We start from the raw sequence: 17,337 nt of genomic DNA, 5'->3' as shown, positions 1-17,337 counted from the left end.
AATGTCAAAAGACAAGGAACTCGAAATTCAGCTCCAGTTTCTCGACGAAGCGTTGGAGTATCTGGGTACGCTGGAAGATGCCTTACTGGGGCTAGCAAACGGTCGCATTGATACAGGCAAGATCAATGCTGCGCTGCGGGCGGCTCACTCGATTAAAGGCGGCGCGGGAATGATGGGGTTTCATGCCCTGAGCCATCTGGCCCATCGGCTAGAAGACTCGTTTAAGGTACTGAAAACGCAGAAGGCTTCGCTGGAAATTGACGGCGAACTGGAGGGCTTGCTGCTCTCTGCGGTGGACTGTTTGCGGCATGTCATTGGCTGCGATCGCCACAATGTTTCCCTCGATTCTCGCTGGCTGGACTATCACGCCAACCCCATCTTTGACCAACTGTATGAACGATTGGGCGATCCTCAGGCAGAGGATGCAACCTCTGTGCTGTCACCCGAAGAAGGTCAGGACATTATTCCGCTGTTCTTCCAAACCGAGGTAGAAGGGTGTTTGCAGCGACTGGAGTCGGTGCTGGCAGACCCAGAAATGCCATGCCTATACGAAGAGATCGCGATTTTGGCGCAAGAGCTAGGCGGGCTGGGCGAAATGCTTCAGCTTGCGTCCTTCACCAAACTGTGTGAATCGGTGGCAGGTTATCTAGAAGCGGCTCCTGATCAAACGGAGGCGATCGCCCGACAAGCATTGCAGGCATGGCGGCGATCGCAGGCCCTCGTCTTAACAGGTAACCTGGATAGCCTACCGGAAGCCATTCAGATAGCTGGCATCGAGGTCGGCACTGCCCCGGCTCAGCCCATCATCACCGAAGAGATGGAAGCCCTCTGGGTCGATCAACTGTCAGCCGAATTTCCGAATGAGGTTGAATCTGAATCTCTCACAGAAACTTTCTCAGATTTTGCAGCGGATGCAGCACTAGAAGCTGAAACGAATGCGGCAATGGAAGCTGAGATGGATTCTCTAACAGAATCTACTTTTGCAGATCCGATAGAAACTGCTGGGTTCAGCAACCCATTTGAGCAAAATTCACTAAGTCAGACCGAGTTCGACCGCGCAGATTTTGCTCAGTTTGCCCAGGCTAATTTTGCTCAAACTGATTTTGACCAGTTTGCTCCAGAGTCAACAGCCGACCTCGATCGGTTTGAACAGGAAGATTTCTACCCAGTTGAGGTCGAGCAAGTCGAGGTTAAGCAAGTTGAGGTTGAGGTTGAGCAAGTTGAGCAGGCTGATTTTGCTCAGGCTGATTTCGACCAGGCTGATTTTGCTCAAACCGATTTTGACCAAGCTAGTTTTGCTCAAACTGATTTTGACCAAGCTAGTTTTGCTCAAACTGATTTTGACCAAGCTAGTTTTGCTCAAACCGATTCTGGCCAAGTTGATTTTGACCAGGCTGGTTTTGCTCAGACTGATTTTGATCAGACTGATTTTGACCAGGCTACTGGTTTTGCTCAAACCGATTTTAACCAGGCTGATTCTGAACAAGCTGATTTTGCTCAAACTGATTTTGACCAAGCTGGTTTTGCTCAAGCCGATTTTGAGCAGGCTGATTTTGACCAAGCTGATTTTGACCAGAGTTTTGCTCAGGCTGATTTTGACCAAGCTGGTTTTGAGCAGGCTGATTTTGCTGCCTTTAATCAAGCGATCGCAGAACAGGCTGCCTTTGACCAGAGTTTTGAGCAGGCTGATTTTGACCAATCCTCTTTTGAAGAAGCATTTAACAATGCAGGAAATGGACTAACGGCGGCAGATGAAAGCGTTCAACTGCCGTTTATGCAGACAGAGTCCATTCCGTCGCAGTTGGATCAGGCTCAATCTATTCAACCTACCCAGCCCACTCAGCCTACCCAGCCCATTCAGCCTAATCGTCCCACCCAGTCCTCCCCAGAGGTTCAACCCGTACAGCCGAGAGTTGAACAAGCGCGATTTAGTCAACCTCAATCTGATTCAACTCAGTTCTCAACACAGCCTACTCGAACGCAGCCTACTCGACTGGAGCCTGTTCGGACGCAGCCTGTTCAGCCCCAAATCACTCAACCGCAACCAATTCAGTCACAGTCTCCGAGTTCCCGTCCCCCACTGCGTCAGCCCCGCTCTGCTGAATCTGTTGTCGAGCCTAAGACTCAAGTCGTTCGACCTCGTCCGACCGCACCCGAGCCGGAAGCACGGCCGATGAATTTTCGAGCGCTGGAGGCAAAGGCAGACACCACGCCACCCCCCATTCGAGAAAGCCAGGAAAACACGGTGCGGGTGCCGCTCAAGCAGTTAAATCAACTGAATGACCTGTTTGGCGAACTGACCATCGAACGGAATGGTCTGGATATGCATATGAAGCGGATGCGGGCTTTGGTGCGAACACTCAGCCATCGAGTACAGGTTTTGGAGCAGTCAAATGCTCAACTGCGGACGGCTTACGATAAGGTTGCAACGCAGGCGATCGCCTCTGAAGCCGCGCCGTCACTGGTCGGAGCCAACAGTTGGGCTAAACAGAATGGCTACAGTGATCTGGATAACTACTTGTCAAATAGCGGTTTGTCAAATAGCGGTGACGGTAGTTTTAGGGAAGAGGGCGATCGCCATGAAAGCACCGATTCCTCAGACATCAATAGCAACTTTGACGTACTGGAAATGGATCGCTACAGCGACCTGCACCTGCTGTCTCAGGAAGTGATGGAAACCATCGTCCAGATTCAGGAAGTGACCAGCGACATTGAGCTAGGGCTAGAGGACACCGAACAGACCACCCGCGAACTCAACAAAACTTCCCGTCAGCTTCAGACTAGCCTGACGCAGGTGCGGATGCGTCCGCTTTCAGATGTAGTCGATCGCTTCCCCAGAGCCTTGCGCGAACTCTCACTCCAGTACGGCAAACAGGTTGAGCTAAAACTGCAGGGTAGCAGCACTCTGATCGATCGCAACATTCTCGAAGCGCTCAACGATCCGCTCATGCACCTGTTGCGAAATGCCTTTGATCACGGCATCGAAGATCCTGAAACTCGCAAACGACACGGCAAATCAGAGCAGGGCATCATCGAAATTACTGCCGCTCACCGCAGCAACCGCACCATCATCACGATTAGCGACGATGGTGGTGGCATTCCGCTCGATAAGATTCGGGCTCGTGCCCGTCAAATGGGGTTAGACCCAATGCTGCTAGCGGCAGCCAGCGACGAAGAACTGCTCTCTCTCATCTTTGAACCGGGCTTTAGCACCACCGATCGCGTTACAGCGCTCTCTGGTCGCGGCGTTGGCATGGATGTAGTGCGCGACAACCTGAAGCAGGTGCGCGGCGAAATTACCGTCAACACACAGGCAAACGTTGGTACCACCTTTACACTCTCCGTTCCATTCACGCTCTCAGTGGCACGAGTGCTGCTAGCCGAGAGCAACGGTATGCTGCTGGCATTCCCCACAGATGCGGTGGAGGAAATGCTGGCACTCCAGTCTGAGCAAGTGATTTCCGCCGCAGGCAGTGAAGCCTTTGAGTGGCAAGGCAGCATGGTGCAACTGATTCGCCTGTTCCGCTGGCTAGAGTTTCGCTGTCCCCGTCAAATCAGTCGGCTGGAAGCGCCCCCAACCATCAACTCGCCCACCATTCTCATGGTCAGCCAGGGAAGCCAAATTATTGGCATCCAAGTAGACCGCTGTTGGGGTGAACAGGAAGTTGCGATTCGGCAGGTTGAGGGGAATCTGCCCATGCCCAGTGGTTTCACCAACTGTACGATTTTGGGCGATGGTCGTGTCGTTCCCCTGGTTAATATTCCAGAACTGTTGCACTGGATTACCAGCTACGAGCGCTCTAGCATTGTGCCGGTGGCAGAACCCACTTTTCAGCAGCCTGTGCCTCCCTCCTCCCCCAATCTGTTTACGTCGCAGCCTTCCTATCCCTCGGCGTATCCTCAATCCTATACGCCGTCTCATTTCCCTTCTCAACTTCCGGCTGCACCGACTCAACCTGCTCACCCGCCTTCTCAACTTCCGGCGGCTCCTGTCCAGCCCGTTCAACCGCCTGCGATCTCGGTTCCGGCTCAGCCGTCTTATCCTGCGGTGCAACGCCCGGCTTACCCTGCTTCTGCGCTTTCGTCTAACTATGCAGCCCTGACAGAACCCGCGCTGCCGATTCCGACTGCGCCCTCTATGCCACCCTCTAAGCCAACCATCCTGATTGTGGATGACTCGATTAACGTTCGCCGCTTCCTAGCGCTGACGTTAGAGAAGGCTGGATACCGGGTCGAGCAAGCCAAAGATGGTCAAGATGCTCTGGAAAAACTGGCGGCTGGACTCCAGGTGCAGGCAGTGATTTGTGACATTGAAATGCCTCGGTTAGATGGCTATGGATTTTTGGCGAAGGTGAAGGCGAATCCGGCGTGCGATCGCATCCCCATTGCCATGCTTACCTCCCGCAGTGGCGACAAACATCGCCAGCTTGCGATGAGTTTAGGCGCAACGGCATACTTCTCCAAGCCTTATAACGAACAAGCCCTACTGCGGACCTTAGAACAACTGATCAATACTCCAACGGCTCAACGCTAATGCAACAAAGAAGCCAACATTGACCTGACAGATACCTTTCAGAGCAGTTAGCTAAACGGGCAAGGAGGCGATGAAATGATGGTGAATTAATCACGGTGAAACTCAGCATGGTGGGCGCTGTCCACTCTACAAATCGTTCATCCCTCATTCCTCATCCTTCATTCCTCATTTCGCCTTCTCTATGGCACTCCCTTCGTCGTTCGCTTACCGCCGCGCCAGCCGCAAGGTTGAGCCCAGCCAACAGCTCATTGCCTTTCGGATTCATCATGAGTGGTTTGCGCTGCCTATTTTGGTGGCTCAAAAAGTCATTCTGTTGGATAAGTTACACGATTCACTGTTTAACACAGGGGCTAGTGTTGCTTTCTATCAAGAAGAAGAACTGGTAGTGTTAGATATGGGGCGGCGAATTTTTGGGGAGGCGATCGCCAAAGCAGCTAATCCCGACGAACCACTTGCTCCTAACCACACCACTACTCAAATTCAGTTTGTTAATCAGCAACGCTATTTAGTCATTGTGGATAGCTTTCATGGAGAGCCTGTAGGACTTCTCTTAAACTCACAGCCTAGCCTACGCCGAGTGCCTCAGTCAGCCTTTTCGCCCTTGCCTCCCAATCACTTTGCCGAGGGTGGAATTCGCTGTGTCCATGCTCTCGTCACGTCGATTCAAGGTCAACCCCCCCTGTTTCTGTTGAACTTGCACCAGTTGCTTGAACCCGTCACTCATCATTTTTCTGGCTATTAAATTAGCCCAAAGGTAGGATGGGCAAAGCAACGTTTGCTCATCCCACAAGTAGTTACTCCCTTCCCGTCCAAAGACTATGTACCAAAAGATTAGGGATGTACCCCGCGTTGCGGGGTACATCCCTAATCTTTTGGTAAGAAAGGAGTAGGATGCTAAAAATTTAGGCTGCTAAAACCAGGTCAACCTCATTGGTGCCGCTGGTTTCACCCTTACCAGATTTAATTTGGTTGTTATTTACCTCAATCGCAAATGGAGTCCCGTCTAGCTCCAGGTTATAGTCCGTCTTGCTAGAGGTATATCCCACACTGGCAATCATTTCGCGCCCTTGCCCCGTATAGACGAACGCTAGCATCTGGTCTTTGTTTTGCTCGTTGTCATGTGCCCAAATCACCATATATTGTTTGTTTTGGTAATCAAACACTTTAGGGGGACGGGTTGGTACATAGCGTCCAGCTTTGCCAAAGCTAGCATCTAGAAATTGCTGGACTGAATTTTGCTCTACATTGACATAACTAACTTCTTGGGGAGACTGTGCTTCAACATCACCCTCTTTTTCATCTCGTGTTTCTTCCTTGCCACGATTTCTCAGATAGTCGGTAGCAACTTTAGTGCCGATCGCACCCACTGCTACAACTCCTGCGCCAATCAACAAATTTCGAAGATTTTGGTTACTCATTCTTTATTTCCTGATATACACCAACGGCTCAGCAAACTTGTCTGAGCTATTCTAAACCTTACTTATTGAGAATAGTCTTCACTTACACAAGTTTCCTTCAAAGTTATGTTAATTACTTTCTACGATGTGTAGGTTAAGACTACATATAGATCTGACTTACAGAAATAGGGGCTTGGCATCGCCAAGCCCCTACACAAGAGGATAATGTGATTAGTTAGTCTGCGCTTTAGGCTACAACAGAGATGTCAGTGTAGTTGAGAGCAGGTTTGCCAGACAGCGTTGCGAGTTTAATCTGTCCGACAGCTCCTGTACCATCCAAATCCCAGTACAGAGCACCTGTGTTGTTGTTGTAGATGAAGCGATCGCTCGCATCTCCAGCGGACGAACCTAACGTAAACTGAGACGCAGCAAGCACCGTATTTGCGACTAGACCACCCCGGAAGCCCGCAGCAGAGACAACGATGGTATCTTTGCCCGCTACGAAGTCAGTGATGGTGTCAATTCCTTGGAAGGGATTGTCGTAGACAAATTTGTCAGCACCACCACCACCTGTGAGCCAGTCTTTTCCATCTCCACCTTTGATGGTGTCGTGGTATTTGCCGCCAGTCAGGGTATCATCACCTGCATCACCGTAAAGAGTGAGCGGAGTTTTGGTATTCTTGCCGTCAAACGTATCGTTGCCTTCTCCCCCATAGAATCTTACCGATCTTACATCGGTGCCTGTGAGGTCATCGACGACGAAGCTGTCATCGCCGCCCAATCCACTCACTTTGAAGGCTTCAGCATTATCAACGGTGAGTGTGAAAGGGACTAAGTTAATTCGGTCAAAGATAGCTTTGCCGCCTTCTGCTTTCAGGGTGAACTCATCTCCCTGCTGGCGTGCGCCATTGACTTCGATTACATCGTAGCCAACTCCACCGTCCATCAGGTCGCTACCGTCACCATTGTTCCAAACGAGACGGTCGTTGCCTTGCTGACCATACATTCTGTCATTGCCGCGATCGCCCACTACTACGTCGTGACCTTTGCCCCCATAGAGGTAGTCGTGAACACCACTACCAATCAGCAAATCATTACCTGCATCCCCATAGGCGATGACTTTGGTTTCAGAATCACTTGCATCTAACTTATCATAGCCGTCACCTCCAGAAAATTTCACCAGTTTGACATCAGTACCTGTGAGGCTATCGACATCCAAGCTGTCATTGCCACCCAAACCATTGATATGGAAGGCTTCCGCTTCGTCAACAGTGAGTGTGAACGGAACTAAGTTAACTCGGTCAAAGATGGCTTTGCCACCTTGTGCTTTCAGTGTGAACTCATCTCCCTGCTCACGTGCGCCATTCACCTGAATCACGTCATAACCAGTACCACCGTTCATCAGGTCGCTGCCGTCGCCATTGTTCCAAACGAGAACATCGTTGCCTGCTTGACCATACATTTTGTCGTCACCGCGATTGCCTATGACAACATCATTTCCGTACTCTCCGTAAAGGGCATCTTTGCCATCTCCACCGTAAATCTTGTCGTTTCCTTTGCCACCTCTGACGATATCATTGCCTCCTTTGGCATAAACAGTATCGTTGCCACCGTACGCCAAGATTACATCAGCCAGATCAGTTCCAATAATGGTTTCGCCGTTGTTGGTGCCTTTAATAGTCATGTCGGTTTCTCCTTTTCACATTTAGTCGGGTTAGGAAAGCAAGTCAGTCTGTGGGCAACAGTTGCCCTGAGATTGCAGGTCTTTCGTTGGGGGAAAGAGCGTTTAGATATCTGCTAACGATGAGAGTGAGAGGAACAAATAGGATTTGAAGGTATTTCTCGACTAAACCGTTTGCAGATTAGAGAATCAAACATTAGTTAGCGAATTCGTTTCAGAAACTTTTCTGAGTAATTTGCCATGTTGTTCGAAGGTTCTCTCTGTGGAAGGCTTGTTCATCGGGTTCGTTTAACCCATGAATACAAGTTAGGGCACCTTTTTGATTTGATCAGCATGAGAAAGTCAGAAAAGGTCAGATGCTTTTTAAACGACTAGGTCAGAAAAATGTAAAAGGTAATATTTACAGCAATGAATCGGTGATAAGGTGTGGTCAACTTGTAGCACCCTTTTATAGATCGTCACTCTCTTTTTTGAGAAATACTTTGAGGAATACATGGTGCAAGACTATGAAAGCGAACCAACTTTCTTTAGCTCAATCACAAGCTGTTGTTTTATGGCTACCTGTGGCTGCACTGGCTACTGTATATGGCTCAATTACCTTAAGCTGGGTTGTGTATCGCGTGCATTTAGCAGAGCTTGTGACGCAATTGGGGTTTGCGCCTACCTTTGCGCCACAACTGCTGTTAATTGAAACTTTGCTGGCGATCGCCCTAGAACCCCTAGCGGGACGACTCTCTGATCAAACTCAACAACGTCAACGTAACCGCTTTCCATTGATTTGGGTTGGCGCTGCGTTGACCGCAGCCCTATTTGCGATCATTCCCTTACTTGTGACCAACATAGGAGCAACTCAACCCAATGGTTCTATCCGCTGGTTGGTGCCCGTGCTGTTAATTTTATGGGCGATCGCCATTGGCATCCTTCGCAGTCCAGCCTTGGCGCTGCTGAGACACTATGCTGCTACGGTGCGCCTGCCTCAAGCAGCAAGTTTACTCACCTTGGCAGCAGGGCTGGCCGGAGCCGTAACACCACTGGGAAGCGCAGCCCTGCGTGAGTTGGGTTATGGGACAACCTTTATTGCTGTAGCAATTCTGCTGTTGGTGACGGTAGCGTGTTTGAGGTTTTTCAACCCACCTTCAATGGCAATCTCGGGCTTGAGAAATACGGCTGCAATCCGTCCTTCACTGCTCTCTTTGGGACTCATTTTTGGCATCGGTGCAACGGTGACGTTAGTGTTTCGACTGGCGATCGAAATTTTTCCTAAAGTGCTCAAAGCACAACTGCCCGATAGCGATCCACCTTTCTTCATTGGCTTGGTTTTCCTGGCGATCGCCGCTTTTGCCATTCCAGCGGGTTTAATTGCTGCTCGGATAGGCAATTCTAGAGCCATGTTGGTTGGACTGGGGGCGATCGCGGCCTTGCTGGTGTTGCTCAGACTCACCGTCAGTTCTCCTATGGCAATCGTCCTGGCGATCGGCTTAGGAATTGCTTACAGTCTGGTATCCAACGGAACATTCCCCCTAGTGTTGTCGGTTGTTTCTCCGAGGCACGCAGGGTTAGCGATCGGCTTGTTTTTTGGTGGAGCGGCAGCCACTGCCAGTGCATTTAGTATATTCTTTGGCAAGCCAGAAGCACTGTCTGTTACGACTGGAATTTGGCTTGGGCTAATTTCTCTTTTAGTCGCAGCAATTTGTGTTACGGTGCTCAAGCCAGAACATAGCGCTGCAACCGGCTGATATGTCTGTTCTATGTTCGTACTGCCCAAGTAAACTTGTTATCACTTGAGACAAAAGGAGAGGAGTATGTTTATCTGCTTAATTGCAGATTATGGTACGGGCGATCCGGCCTTTACCGAAGTGACACAGCGGTTACTCCAATCGCTACCACAAGCTCAAATTCATCCTCTTTCAGTGCCTCCGTTTAACACGCTGTCTACCGGGTTTTGGATTGCCCAACTGGGGCTCAATCCTGGACCGGCTGAGCGTCTGATCTATCACAACTGTGCGCCACGTCAAGATGACCCAGATGCGCGGCAAGACAACGAAGGAGAAGGGTTAACCTATGCATTGTTGCCCAATGGCGTAAAAGTAGTTGGAGTGAATGCAGGCTATACCCTCTCCTTCATCAAGAATCACGCCAAGGTGTTGCAGACAGTAAACGTGTCACGGGGTGGGTCGCAATTTCGCTCGCGAGATGTGTTTCCTCCAGCGGCAGCGGCGATCGCCCAGGAAGACTTTAGCGTGTTGGGCGAGCCGCTCAACCCTGCTCAGTTGCCAGATGCTCCCCTCGATCGCATCGCTTGGGTAGACGGCTACGGCAACATCAAAACCACCATTCCCAATTACAGCATTAACTTGGAACCCCAAACAAAAGTTGTAATTCGGATTGGGGATGTTGTGAGTGATGCAATTTACTCAGATGGCAGCTTTAAAGTACCAGAAGGAACGTTAGCCTTTTCGCCAGGAAGCTCTGGATGGTCAAGCTCCGACGGTAAACCGACCCGCTGGATGGAGCTATTTTTGCGCGGCGGCAGTGCCTGGAGACGCTTCGGTAAACCTCGGCTAAACGAACGTGTTACCAGGCTTACGGGCTGAAGGGGTGCTTATGAGTTAAATCGATAAATGTTTCCTCGGAACGCTGTGTAAAACCTGTCATCCCCCTTAAGGTAAGCAAAGCTACACCCGTCCACAGTTTGAGGACTAGGCAACTCGTCACTATGCTCAATGTCACCCGTTCCCCACTCCAGCGCTGTGGCGTAGCTGCTTTGTCCGTTGGGCTGGCTTTGGTGCTCACAATCTGGCTGGGAGCGTTGATTCAGCCTAAAATTCTGATTTTGTTTTTTGCGGCAGTGACGGTGAGTGCCTGGTTTGGCGGGCTGACGGGTGGACTGACTGCAACGATATTATCTTGTCTGGCGATCGCCTTTTTCTTTATTCCACCCCTCTATTCATTCGTCGTTGACAACCAGGCTGACCGCTTTCAGCTAATCACGTTTGGGCTGGTTGGACTTCTGATCAGCAGCTTAAATGCCGATTTACGAAATTCTAAGCAAAGAGCTAAAACCGCTCTGGCTCAATTGCAAACGAGTGAGGATCGGTATCGGCAAATCCTGGATACCTCCTATGAGGGAATTTGGTTACTGGATGCCAACTTACGCACCGAGTACGCTAATCAACGGTTAGCTGAAATGCTGGGCTACAGCCTGGAAGAAATGCAAAACCGCTCTTTGTTTGATTTTATGGATCAGACAGGGCGGGTTGAGGCTGAATATCGCATCGAACGCCGCAAGCAGGGAATTAAAGAGCAATTTGACTTTCGCGTTCTTCGCAAAGATGGCTCAAATCTATGGGTGCTAGTTTCGGCTAGCCCAATTTTGAATCAGCGTGGTGAGTTTGCTGGAACGTTAACCATGCTGACCGATATTAGCGATCGCAAACAGTCTGAAGATGCCCTTCGAGCCAGCGAATCTCGCTTTCGGCGGCTGTTTGAATCCAACATTATTGGCATTAACTTTGGCGACCTGCAGGGCAACATCCTCGATGCCAACGATGCCTTCTTAAACTTGATTGGCTACACGCGAGCAGACTTGCAGGCGGGACAGCTCCAGCTTGAGGCCATTACTCCACCTGAATATCACCATCTGGACGAACAGGCTGGACGTCAAAGCCTTTCCTCTGATGCCTGCGCTCCTTACGAAAAAGAATACATTCGTAAAGACGGGAGCCGCGTGTCTGTCCTGGTTGCAGGCGCTCGGCTAGAAGATTCCAAGACAGGAATTGGGTTTATCGTAGACCTGACAGAGCGCAAGCGAATTGAGCAAACCCTGCGCTACCTTGCCGAAACCAGCATTGACCTGTCCACCTCTCTCGACTACCAAACTACGCTACAGCGGGTTGCCCAGATTGCCGTTCCAGAGATGGCAGACTGGTGCACGGTAGACCTGCTCAACCTTGACGGCACAATTTCTCGCCTGCCTATTGCTCATGCAGACTCAACAAAGGCAGTATGGGCACAGCAACTTCAGCACTATCCCCCCGACCCACAAGGGAAAAATCCGATCGCCCAGGTCTTAAAAACAGGTGAGTCTGTTCTGTTAGCCAAAATCCCTGATGCGCTGATAAAACAGTTAAGCCATAACGCTGAGCATCTGCAAATAATCGAATCGTTGTCCCTTAAGTCTGCAATGATTGTGCCGCTGATTGCCCGTCAGCAAATTTTAGGAACCCTCTCACTCGCTATAGCCGCATCAGAGCGACGCTATAGTATGGACGACCTGTCTCTGGCAGAAGATTTAGCCCGTCGAGCAGCCCTGGCGATCGACAATGCCAGACTATATCGCGCTACCCAGGAAGCTCAGCGGGCTACAGAACAAACGGCTAATCGCACCGCTCGACTGCAAAAAATTACGGCGGCGCTTTCAGAAGCACTAACCCCTCACCAAGTCGCTGATGTCGTCATGAATCAGGGAATTGCGGCCCTAGGAGCTACTGCTGGCTCGGTGGCGCTATTGGCAGATCAGGGATTGTCAATTCGGGTGGTGAATGCGATCGGCTATCCGTCAGAGGTCGTGCAGCCCTGGCAAAGCTTTTCCGTAACAGCCTCCACGCCCCTGGCAAAAACGGTGCGAACGGGAGAAGCCATTTTTCTGGAAAACGCAGAGGCATTGCTGGCAGACTATCCTCACCTTGCTGATGCGATCGCCACAACTGGCAATCAAGCATTCACCTGTATTCCGCTGAATGTTGAGGGACGCACACTGGGTGCAATGGGCTTAAGCTTTAGAACTGCCCAGTCTTTTAACGAAGAAGATCGAGCCTTTATGCTGACTCTGGGACAGCAGTGTGCCCAAGCGATCGCCCGCGCCCAGCTTTATGCAGCCGAGCAAGCTGCTCGCAGTGCTGCCGAATCAGCTAACCGAGTCAAAGACGAATTTCTCGCTGTGCTTTCCCACGAATTACGCACGCCGCTCAACCCAATTTTAGGCTGGACTCAGCTGCTCAAAAACCGCAAACTTGACGCTCAAACCGTTGCCCGTGCCCTGGATACAATTGAGCGCAACGCCAAACTGCAAACCCAACTGATCGAAGATTTGCTGGATGTATCGCGGATTTTGCAAGGAAAGCTCAAGCTCAACTTCTGTCCGGTCAACCTGGCTTCTGTGATTGAAGCGGCAATCGAAACGGTGCGTCTCTCTGCTGAAGCTAAATTTATCCAGCTTAGCTTTCACCTGATGGATGCGGGCTCTGATCAAGCCGAGGCTGAGGCGATCGCCCTCCCTTCCCCCATTCAGTCACAAGCAGTCGAAACGGATGCAGCTACCCCAACCAATCCGGCAACTCAGCCCAACCTCACCGTCCTGAGCGAACCACCGCAAAGCTCGCACTTTCAAGTCTCGGGGAACCCGGCCAGACTCCAGCAAATTGTTTGGAATCTGCTGTCCAATGCGGTCAAATTTACCCCTAACGACGGCAGGGTAGAAATCCGCCTGGAACAGGTGCAGACGGAAGAAGCGATCGCCTACCCATACGCTCAAATCACCGTCAGCGACAGTGGCATTGGCATCAACCCTGAGTTTGTCCCCTACATCTTTGACTACTTCCGTCAGGCTGATAGCGCTACCACACGCAAATTTGGCGGGCTGGGATTAGGGTTAGCGATCGTGCGTCATCTGGTCGAGCTACACGGCGGCACCGTTCATGCCGAAAGCTCAGGAGAAGGACAGGGTGCTACCTTCAAGGTCAAACTACCGTTGTGGCAGGACGAAGCAACTTCAGGTGCAGCACCAACCCCGCCAGCCAATCTAGGACTCTATTCCACCCCGTACTCGGAGGGACCTATTCCAACTTTTACCACTGCTTTGGCAGGTATCCGAGTGCTGATTGTAGATGATGAGCCAGACACGCGAGAAGTGCTGGTTTTCCTGCTCAGGCAGGCAGGGGCAACGGCGATCGCCACCGCTTCTGCCGGGTCCGCTCTGGAGATTCTAGACCAGTGCCCCCCCAAAGCTCAACCTCACATTCTGTTAAGTGACATTGGAATGCCCGAAATGGACGGATACATGTTGATCGAGCAAATCAGAGCGCGATCGCCAGAACAAGGCGGAAACATTCCAGCGATCGCGCTCACTGCCTACGCCGCAGAATATGATCAGCAACGGGCAATATCTGCTGGATTCCAAATGCACCTGGCAAAGCCAATTGAGCCTCAGCGGTTAGTTGAAGCAATTATTCAATTGTTGGCTTAGGGGAATTGGGGTTTGGAGATTAGGGGTTGGGAGTGAGAAACAATGGCTGTCTTGACTGAGACTGAGCGTCTGGTTATTCGGAATTGGATACCCCAGGATGACGCAGAGCAAGCTTTTGAGATTTATGGCGATCCTGAAGTAATGCGTTTTATTGGCGGCGGCAAAGAGGAGAACGTTGAAACTCAGCGGCGATCGCTACAACAAAGAACCGACCGCACTGCTGCTCTAAATAACGGAACTGGATTTTGGGCGATCGCCGACAAAGAAACTGGCGAAATCTTTGGAACCGTTATCCTCAAACAACTGCCCGACAACGACGGAAACCCCACCTCGGAAATTGAAGTCGGCTGGCACCTTAAAAAAGCCGCCTGGGGCAAAGGATACGCTACTGAAGCAGGGCAGGCTGTCCTGAACTACGGATTTAACGTGCTGAAACTGCCCGTCATCTACGCTGTCGTCAACCCCGAAAACACCGCCTCTATCCAGGTCACCCAACGACTAGGTATGTCTCCCCTCGGACGCACTCAACAGTATTACGGAAAGGAGCTAGAACTCTTCAAGCTAGAAGCCCCTAATCCATGAACATTTAGTTTCATTCCAATTCCTTGCACGGAGTGTTTGGGCAAGAAAGACGCTTATCACAGCAAGCATCGACTATATTAGGAGACTGGTTCTTTTTAGGAATCACCCATGCATCAAGTCAACTTAAAAGAAGCTGAAACTCAATTGGCAAAGCTAATTGAAGAAGCGGCAAATGGAGAAGAAGTGATCATAACCCGCAGCGACGGTACCTCTTTTAAAATTATGCCAATCAGCACTGTAAGGGCAATTCCAAAATTTGGTAGTGCTAGAGGATTGGTAAAGATGGCAGAGGATTTTGATCAGCCACTGGAGGACTTTGAGGAATATGCTCCGTGAATCTCTTGCTCGATACACATGCGTTTCTGTGGTTTATCGAAGGCAATTCTACTCTCAGTGAGCTGGCAAGAAATCTGATTGAGGAACAGGCAAATCAGAGATTTTTGAGTGTTGCAAGTCTTTGGGAAATAGCGATTAAGAGTAGCATTGGCAAACTAGAACTCAAGATGACACTGACTGAGCTAGTTAAACGAGAAGTGTATGGTAACGCCATTGAGCTGCTTGAAATACAGCCAGAACACTTGGATGAGCTAACGAAACTGCCTTTTCATCACAGAGATCCATTTGATCGACTCATACTCGCGCAAAGCTTGACGAGAATATTCCCGTGGTAACAAAAGACGATGAATTCAAGAGTTACTCTACAACCCTACTTTGGTAAACGTGCAACAAGCTGATACAACGAGCGATTGGTTTTATCCTTACCCAACTCTTTATCCAGGTATCTTATTGAAGCGCTACAAGCGCTTTTTTGCTGACATTGAGCTAGATTCGGGCGAAACTATCACTGCTCATTGTCCCAACACCGGACCCATGACGGGCGTTTGCAAGATTGGCAGCCGGGTTCAGGTGTCTCGCAGCGACAGCCCAACTCGCAAGCTCCCTTACACCTGGGAACTGATTCAGGTTGAAGACACACTAACCTGGGCAGGAGTCAATACTGCCTTGCCCAATCGCGTCATCAAATCGGCACTAGAAGCAAAGCTCTTTCCCCTGAGCGACTACAGCCAGATTTTGCCAGAAGTGCGCTATGGGGCAGACCAAAAAAGCCGAGTCGATTTTTTGCTGATGGGTGACGAATCCGCTCCACCCATTTACGTAGAAGTGAAAAACACCACCTGGACACAGGGAAAACTGGCGCTGTTTCCTGATACCGTCACCACACGCGGGCAAAAACATCTGATTGAGCTAACCGCCCTCTTGCCCAAAGCCAAAGCGGTAATGCTCTATTTCATCAATCGCGGCGACTGCACCCATTTCGCCCCAGGTGACAGCGCTGATCCGACTTACGGAAAGCTGCTGAGGGAGGCGATCGCCCTCGGCTTACAGGTTCTTCCCTGCCGCTTTGACATTAGCCCAGCCGGAATTCGCTATCTGGGGTTGGCAGAGACGTTTTTTGAGGATTAGGAGTTTGGGATTGGGAGTTAGGACTCGGTGAAATCTTTTGCTGAATGCCTTTGATTCGGATTGCGCTACCATTTTTTTAGACTTTGTAAAGCTGGGCACAAATGCTGACTCAAGTTGGCAGCTACAGCAGAAAAGGTCTGCCAATCGCTTTGATGAATGAGAACTGAGGAGAGGTGTCTAATGGAACCTAGCCAAATTGACTGCACAGTTGCTTGCGTGAATGGGTGTGTGTTGGGCGATCAGTGCCCCAACCTGGAATACAAAGAACAGGCCGCAAAGTTTGTTCAAGAAACATCGTTGGATGACATGATTGCGATCGCCGAAGAAGCCATTCGCAAAAAAGCAATGCAATCGCCGCAATGGGTATTTCCTGAAGACGGCATTGCGCCCGACGAAAAACCTTGAGCTGTGTAGGGGCTGGGGGCTGGGGGCTAGGGAAGAAGATGTTCCCCCCTCATCCTTCATCTTTCAAAGCGTCCGCATAGGCGGCATACACGCCCTGTACGTTGTACCAGTTGAGAAAAATGCGGGCGGCTTCGAGTGCCAGTTGGGGTTTACCGCTGTCGATCAGCCATTGCAGAAAAGGTGCCATGGTGCGTTCGTTTAGCCTGCCGCCTAGGGAAAGTAGTCCCCAAAGAACCCGGTGCAGCCAGGTCATCTGGATCATCAGTCGCACATCCCAGGTTGGGTGTTTTTGGTAAAACAGCACGCCCATACGTCCCCGCTGAATTTCACGGTCAATCATGAGCGGAATCTGGTCAAGCGAGAAAGGGGGATGCCAGTGATAGCCTGGGGCTTCAGGACATTTGACCAGCTTCAATCCAAGCTGCTTCAGCCGCACGCCCAACTCCAGATCTTCCCAGCCATAAAGCTGAAAGCGAGTGTCAAACAGCCCGGACTGGTCGAGCCATTTGCGAGCGATCGCCACATTTCCCGTGGCAAAATACGCTGCTGAAAAGTCCGTTAGCTTATACGGTTCGGAAGTGGGCTGATCAAAGTTGCTGGTGTTGATCACAGCCCCGTAGGTAAAGAGGCGATCGCTTCTCAGTTTCTTCTCTCCCTCAATCAGCGCATCGGCATGAGCCTGTAAAAAGCTCTCCGTCACGACCAGATCACTATCAATAAAGATAATCGTGTCGCCGACCGCCTTTTCCACACCCAGATTCCGCGCTGCTGCTGGTCCTTGATGGTCCTGCTGAAACAGGTGTACATGGGGAAAATGGGTAGTGGGCGATCGCAGCCAGTCTACCGTGCCATCGGTCGAACCATCATCGACTAGCACCACTTCATAACCTTCAAGGATCGTATTTGCTGCCAACTGTTGGTTTTCCAGCGCTTTCAGGCACTTCTCCAAAATTGGCTTACGGTTGTACGTCGGAATCACAACGCTGAAAAACACACCATTCTCCCCACCCAACACAACAGTTATCGCCGG

Annotated in this window: 13 protein-coding genes; 10 read left to right on the top strand and 3 right to left on the bottom strand. The window is 50.6% G+C overall.

Annotated elements, in window-relative coordinates; genetic code table 11:
• Position 1: 1 nt before the first annotated feature.
• Positions 2-4,534 carry a response regulator gene (locus H6F88_RS33210; RefSeq protein ID WP_242050469.1) on the top strand — a complete coding sequence of 1,511 codons (4,533 nt, stop codon included), beginning with the start codon at positions 2-4 and terminating at the stop codon, positions 4,532-4,534.
• 181 nt (positions 4,535-4,715) lie between these two features.
• Entirely contained in the window at positions 4,716-5,276 is a 561-nt protein-coding gene (locus tag H6F88_RS09185) for a chemotaxis protein CheW (RefSeq protein ID WP_190642440.1), read from the top strand.
• A gap of 160 nt (positions 5,277-5,436) precedes the next feature.
• On the opposite strand, the gene H6F88_RS09180 is transcribed toward H6F88_RS09185, so the two are convergent.
• The gene (locus H6F88_RS09180; RefSeq protein WP_190642439.1) at positions 5,437-5,952 is read right to left on the bottom strand and encodes a hypothetical protein; all 516 of its coding nucleotides are present in this window, start codon (positions 5,950-5,952) and stop codon (positions 5,437-5,439) included.
• Positions 5,953-6,178: 226 nt separating this feature from the next.
• Positions 6,179-7,615: a calcium-binding protein gene (locus tag H6F88_RS09175; protein WP_190642438.1), complete on the bottom strand. Its 1,437-nt coding sequence runs from the start codon at positions 7,613-7,615 to the stop codon at positions 6,179-6,181.
• A gap of 503 nt (positions 7,616-8,118) precedes the next feature.
• Here H6F88_RS09175 and H6F88_RS09170 point away from each other — a divergent pair.
• From H6F88_RS09170 to H6F88_RS09135, 8 genes are all read left to right on the top strand, one after another.
• Positions 8,119-9,348, top strand: coding sequence for a PucC family protein (locus H6F88_RS09170; protein ID WP_190642437.1), 1,230 nt, complete (start codon positions 8,119-8,121; stop codon positions 9,346-9,348).
• A gap of 66 nt (positions 9,349-9,414) precedes the next feature.
• Positions 9,415-10,206 carry an SAM-dependent chlorinase/fluorinase gene (locus H6F88_RS09165; protein WP_190642436.1) on the top strand — a complete coding sequence of 264 codons (792 nt, stop codon included), beginning with the start codon at positions 9,415-9,417 and terminating at the stop codon, positions 10,204-10,206.
• Between the two features lie 122 nt (positions 10,207-10,328).
• Positions 10,329-13,856, top strand: coding sequence for a PAS domain S-box protein (locus H6F88_RS09160; RefSeq protein WP_190642435.1), 3,528 nt, complete (start codon positions 10,329-10,331; stop codon positions 13,854-13,856).
• A 42-nt stretch (positions 13,857-13,898) separates the two neighbouring features.
• A complete protein-coding gene (locus H6F88_RS09155) occupies positions 13,899-14,438 on the top strand; it encodes a GNAT family N-acetyltransferase (protein ID WP_190642434.1) in 540 nt (179 codons plus the stop codon).
• A 108-nt stretch (positions 14,439-14,546) separates the two neighbouring features.
• On the top strand, positions 14,547-14,774 hold the full coding sequence (locus H6F88_RS09150; RefSeq protein ID WP_190642433.1) for a type II toxin-antitoxin system Phd/YefM family antitoxin: 228 nt from the start codon (positions 14,547-14,549) through the stop codon (positions 14,772-14,774).
• Complete coding sequence (locus H6F88_RS09145; RefSeq protein WP_347277679.1) at positions 14,771-15,109, top strand: type II toxin-antitoxin system VapC family toxin; 339 nt, start codon at positions 14,771-14,773, stop codon at positions 15,107-15,109. The genes H6F88_RS09150 and H6F88_RS09145 overlap by 4 nt, the downstream gene beginning before the upstream one ends.
• A 40-nt stretch (positions 15,110-15,149) precedes the next feature.
• Complete coding sequence (gene sfsA, locus H6F88_RS09140; protein ID WP_199333520.1) at positions 15,150-15,902, top strand: DNA/RNA nuclease SfsA; 753 nt, start codon at positions 15,150-15,152, stop codon at positions 15,900-15,902.
• Positions 15,903-16,082: 180 nt separating this feature from the next.
• Positions 16,083-16,307, top strand: a complete 225-nt coding sequence (locus H6F88_RS09135; RefSeq protein WP_190642432.1) for a hypothetical protein — start codon at positions 16,083-16,085, stop codon at positions 16,305-16,307.
• Between the two features lie 49 nt (positions 16,308-16,356).
• Here the strand turns inward: H6F88_RS09135 and H6F88_RS09130 are convergent, their stop codons facing one another.
• Positions 16,357-17,301, bottom strand: a complete 945-nt coding sequence (locus H6F88_RS09130; RefSeq protein WP_190642487.1) for a glycosyltransferase — start codon at positions 17,299-17,301, stop codon at positions 16,357-16,359.
• Positions 17,302-17,337: the final 36 nt, after the last annotated feature.

Origin of the sequence: Oculatella sp. FACHB-28 (genome assembly GCF_014696015.1) — a bacterium.
Lineage (GTDB): Bacteria > Cyanobacteriota > Cyanobacteriia > Elainellales > Elainellaceae > JAAUTN01.
The sequence above is the reverse complement of the archived record's forward strand: the minus strand, read 5'-3'. Positions and strand labels throughout refer to the sequence as shown.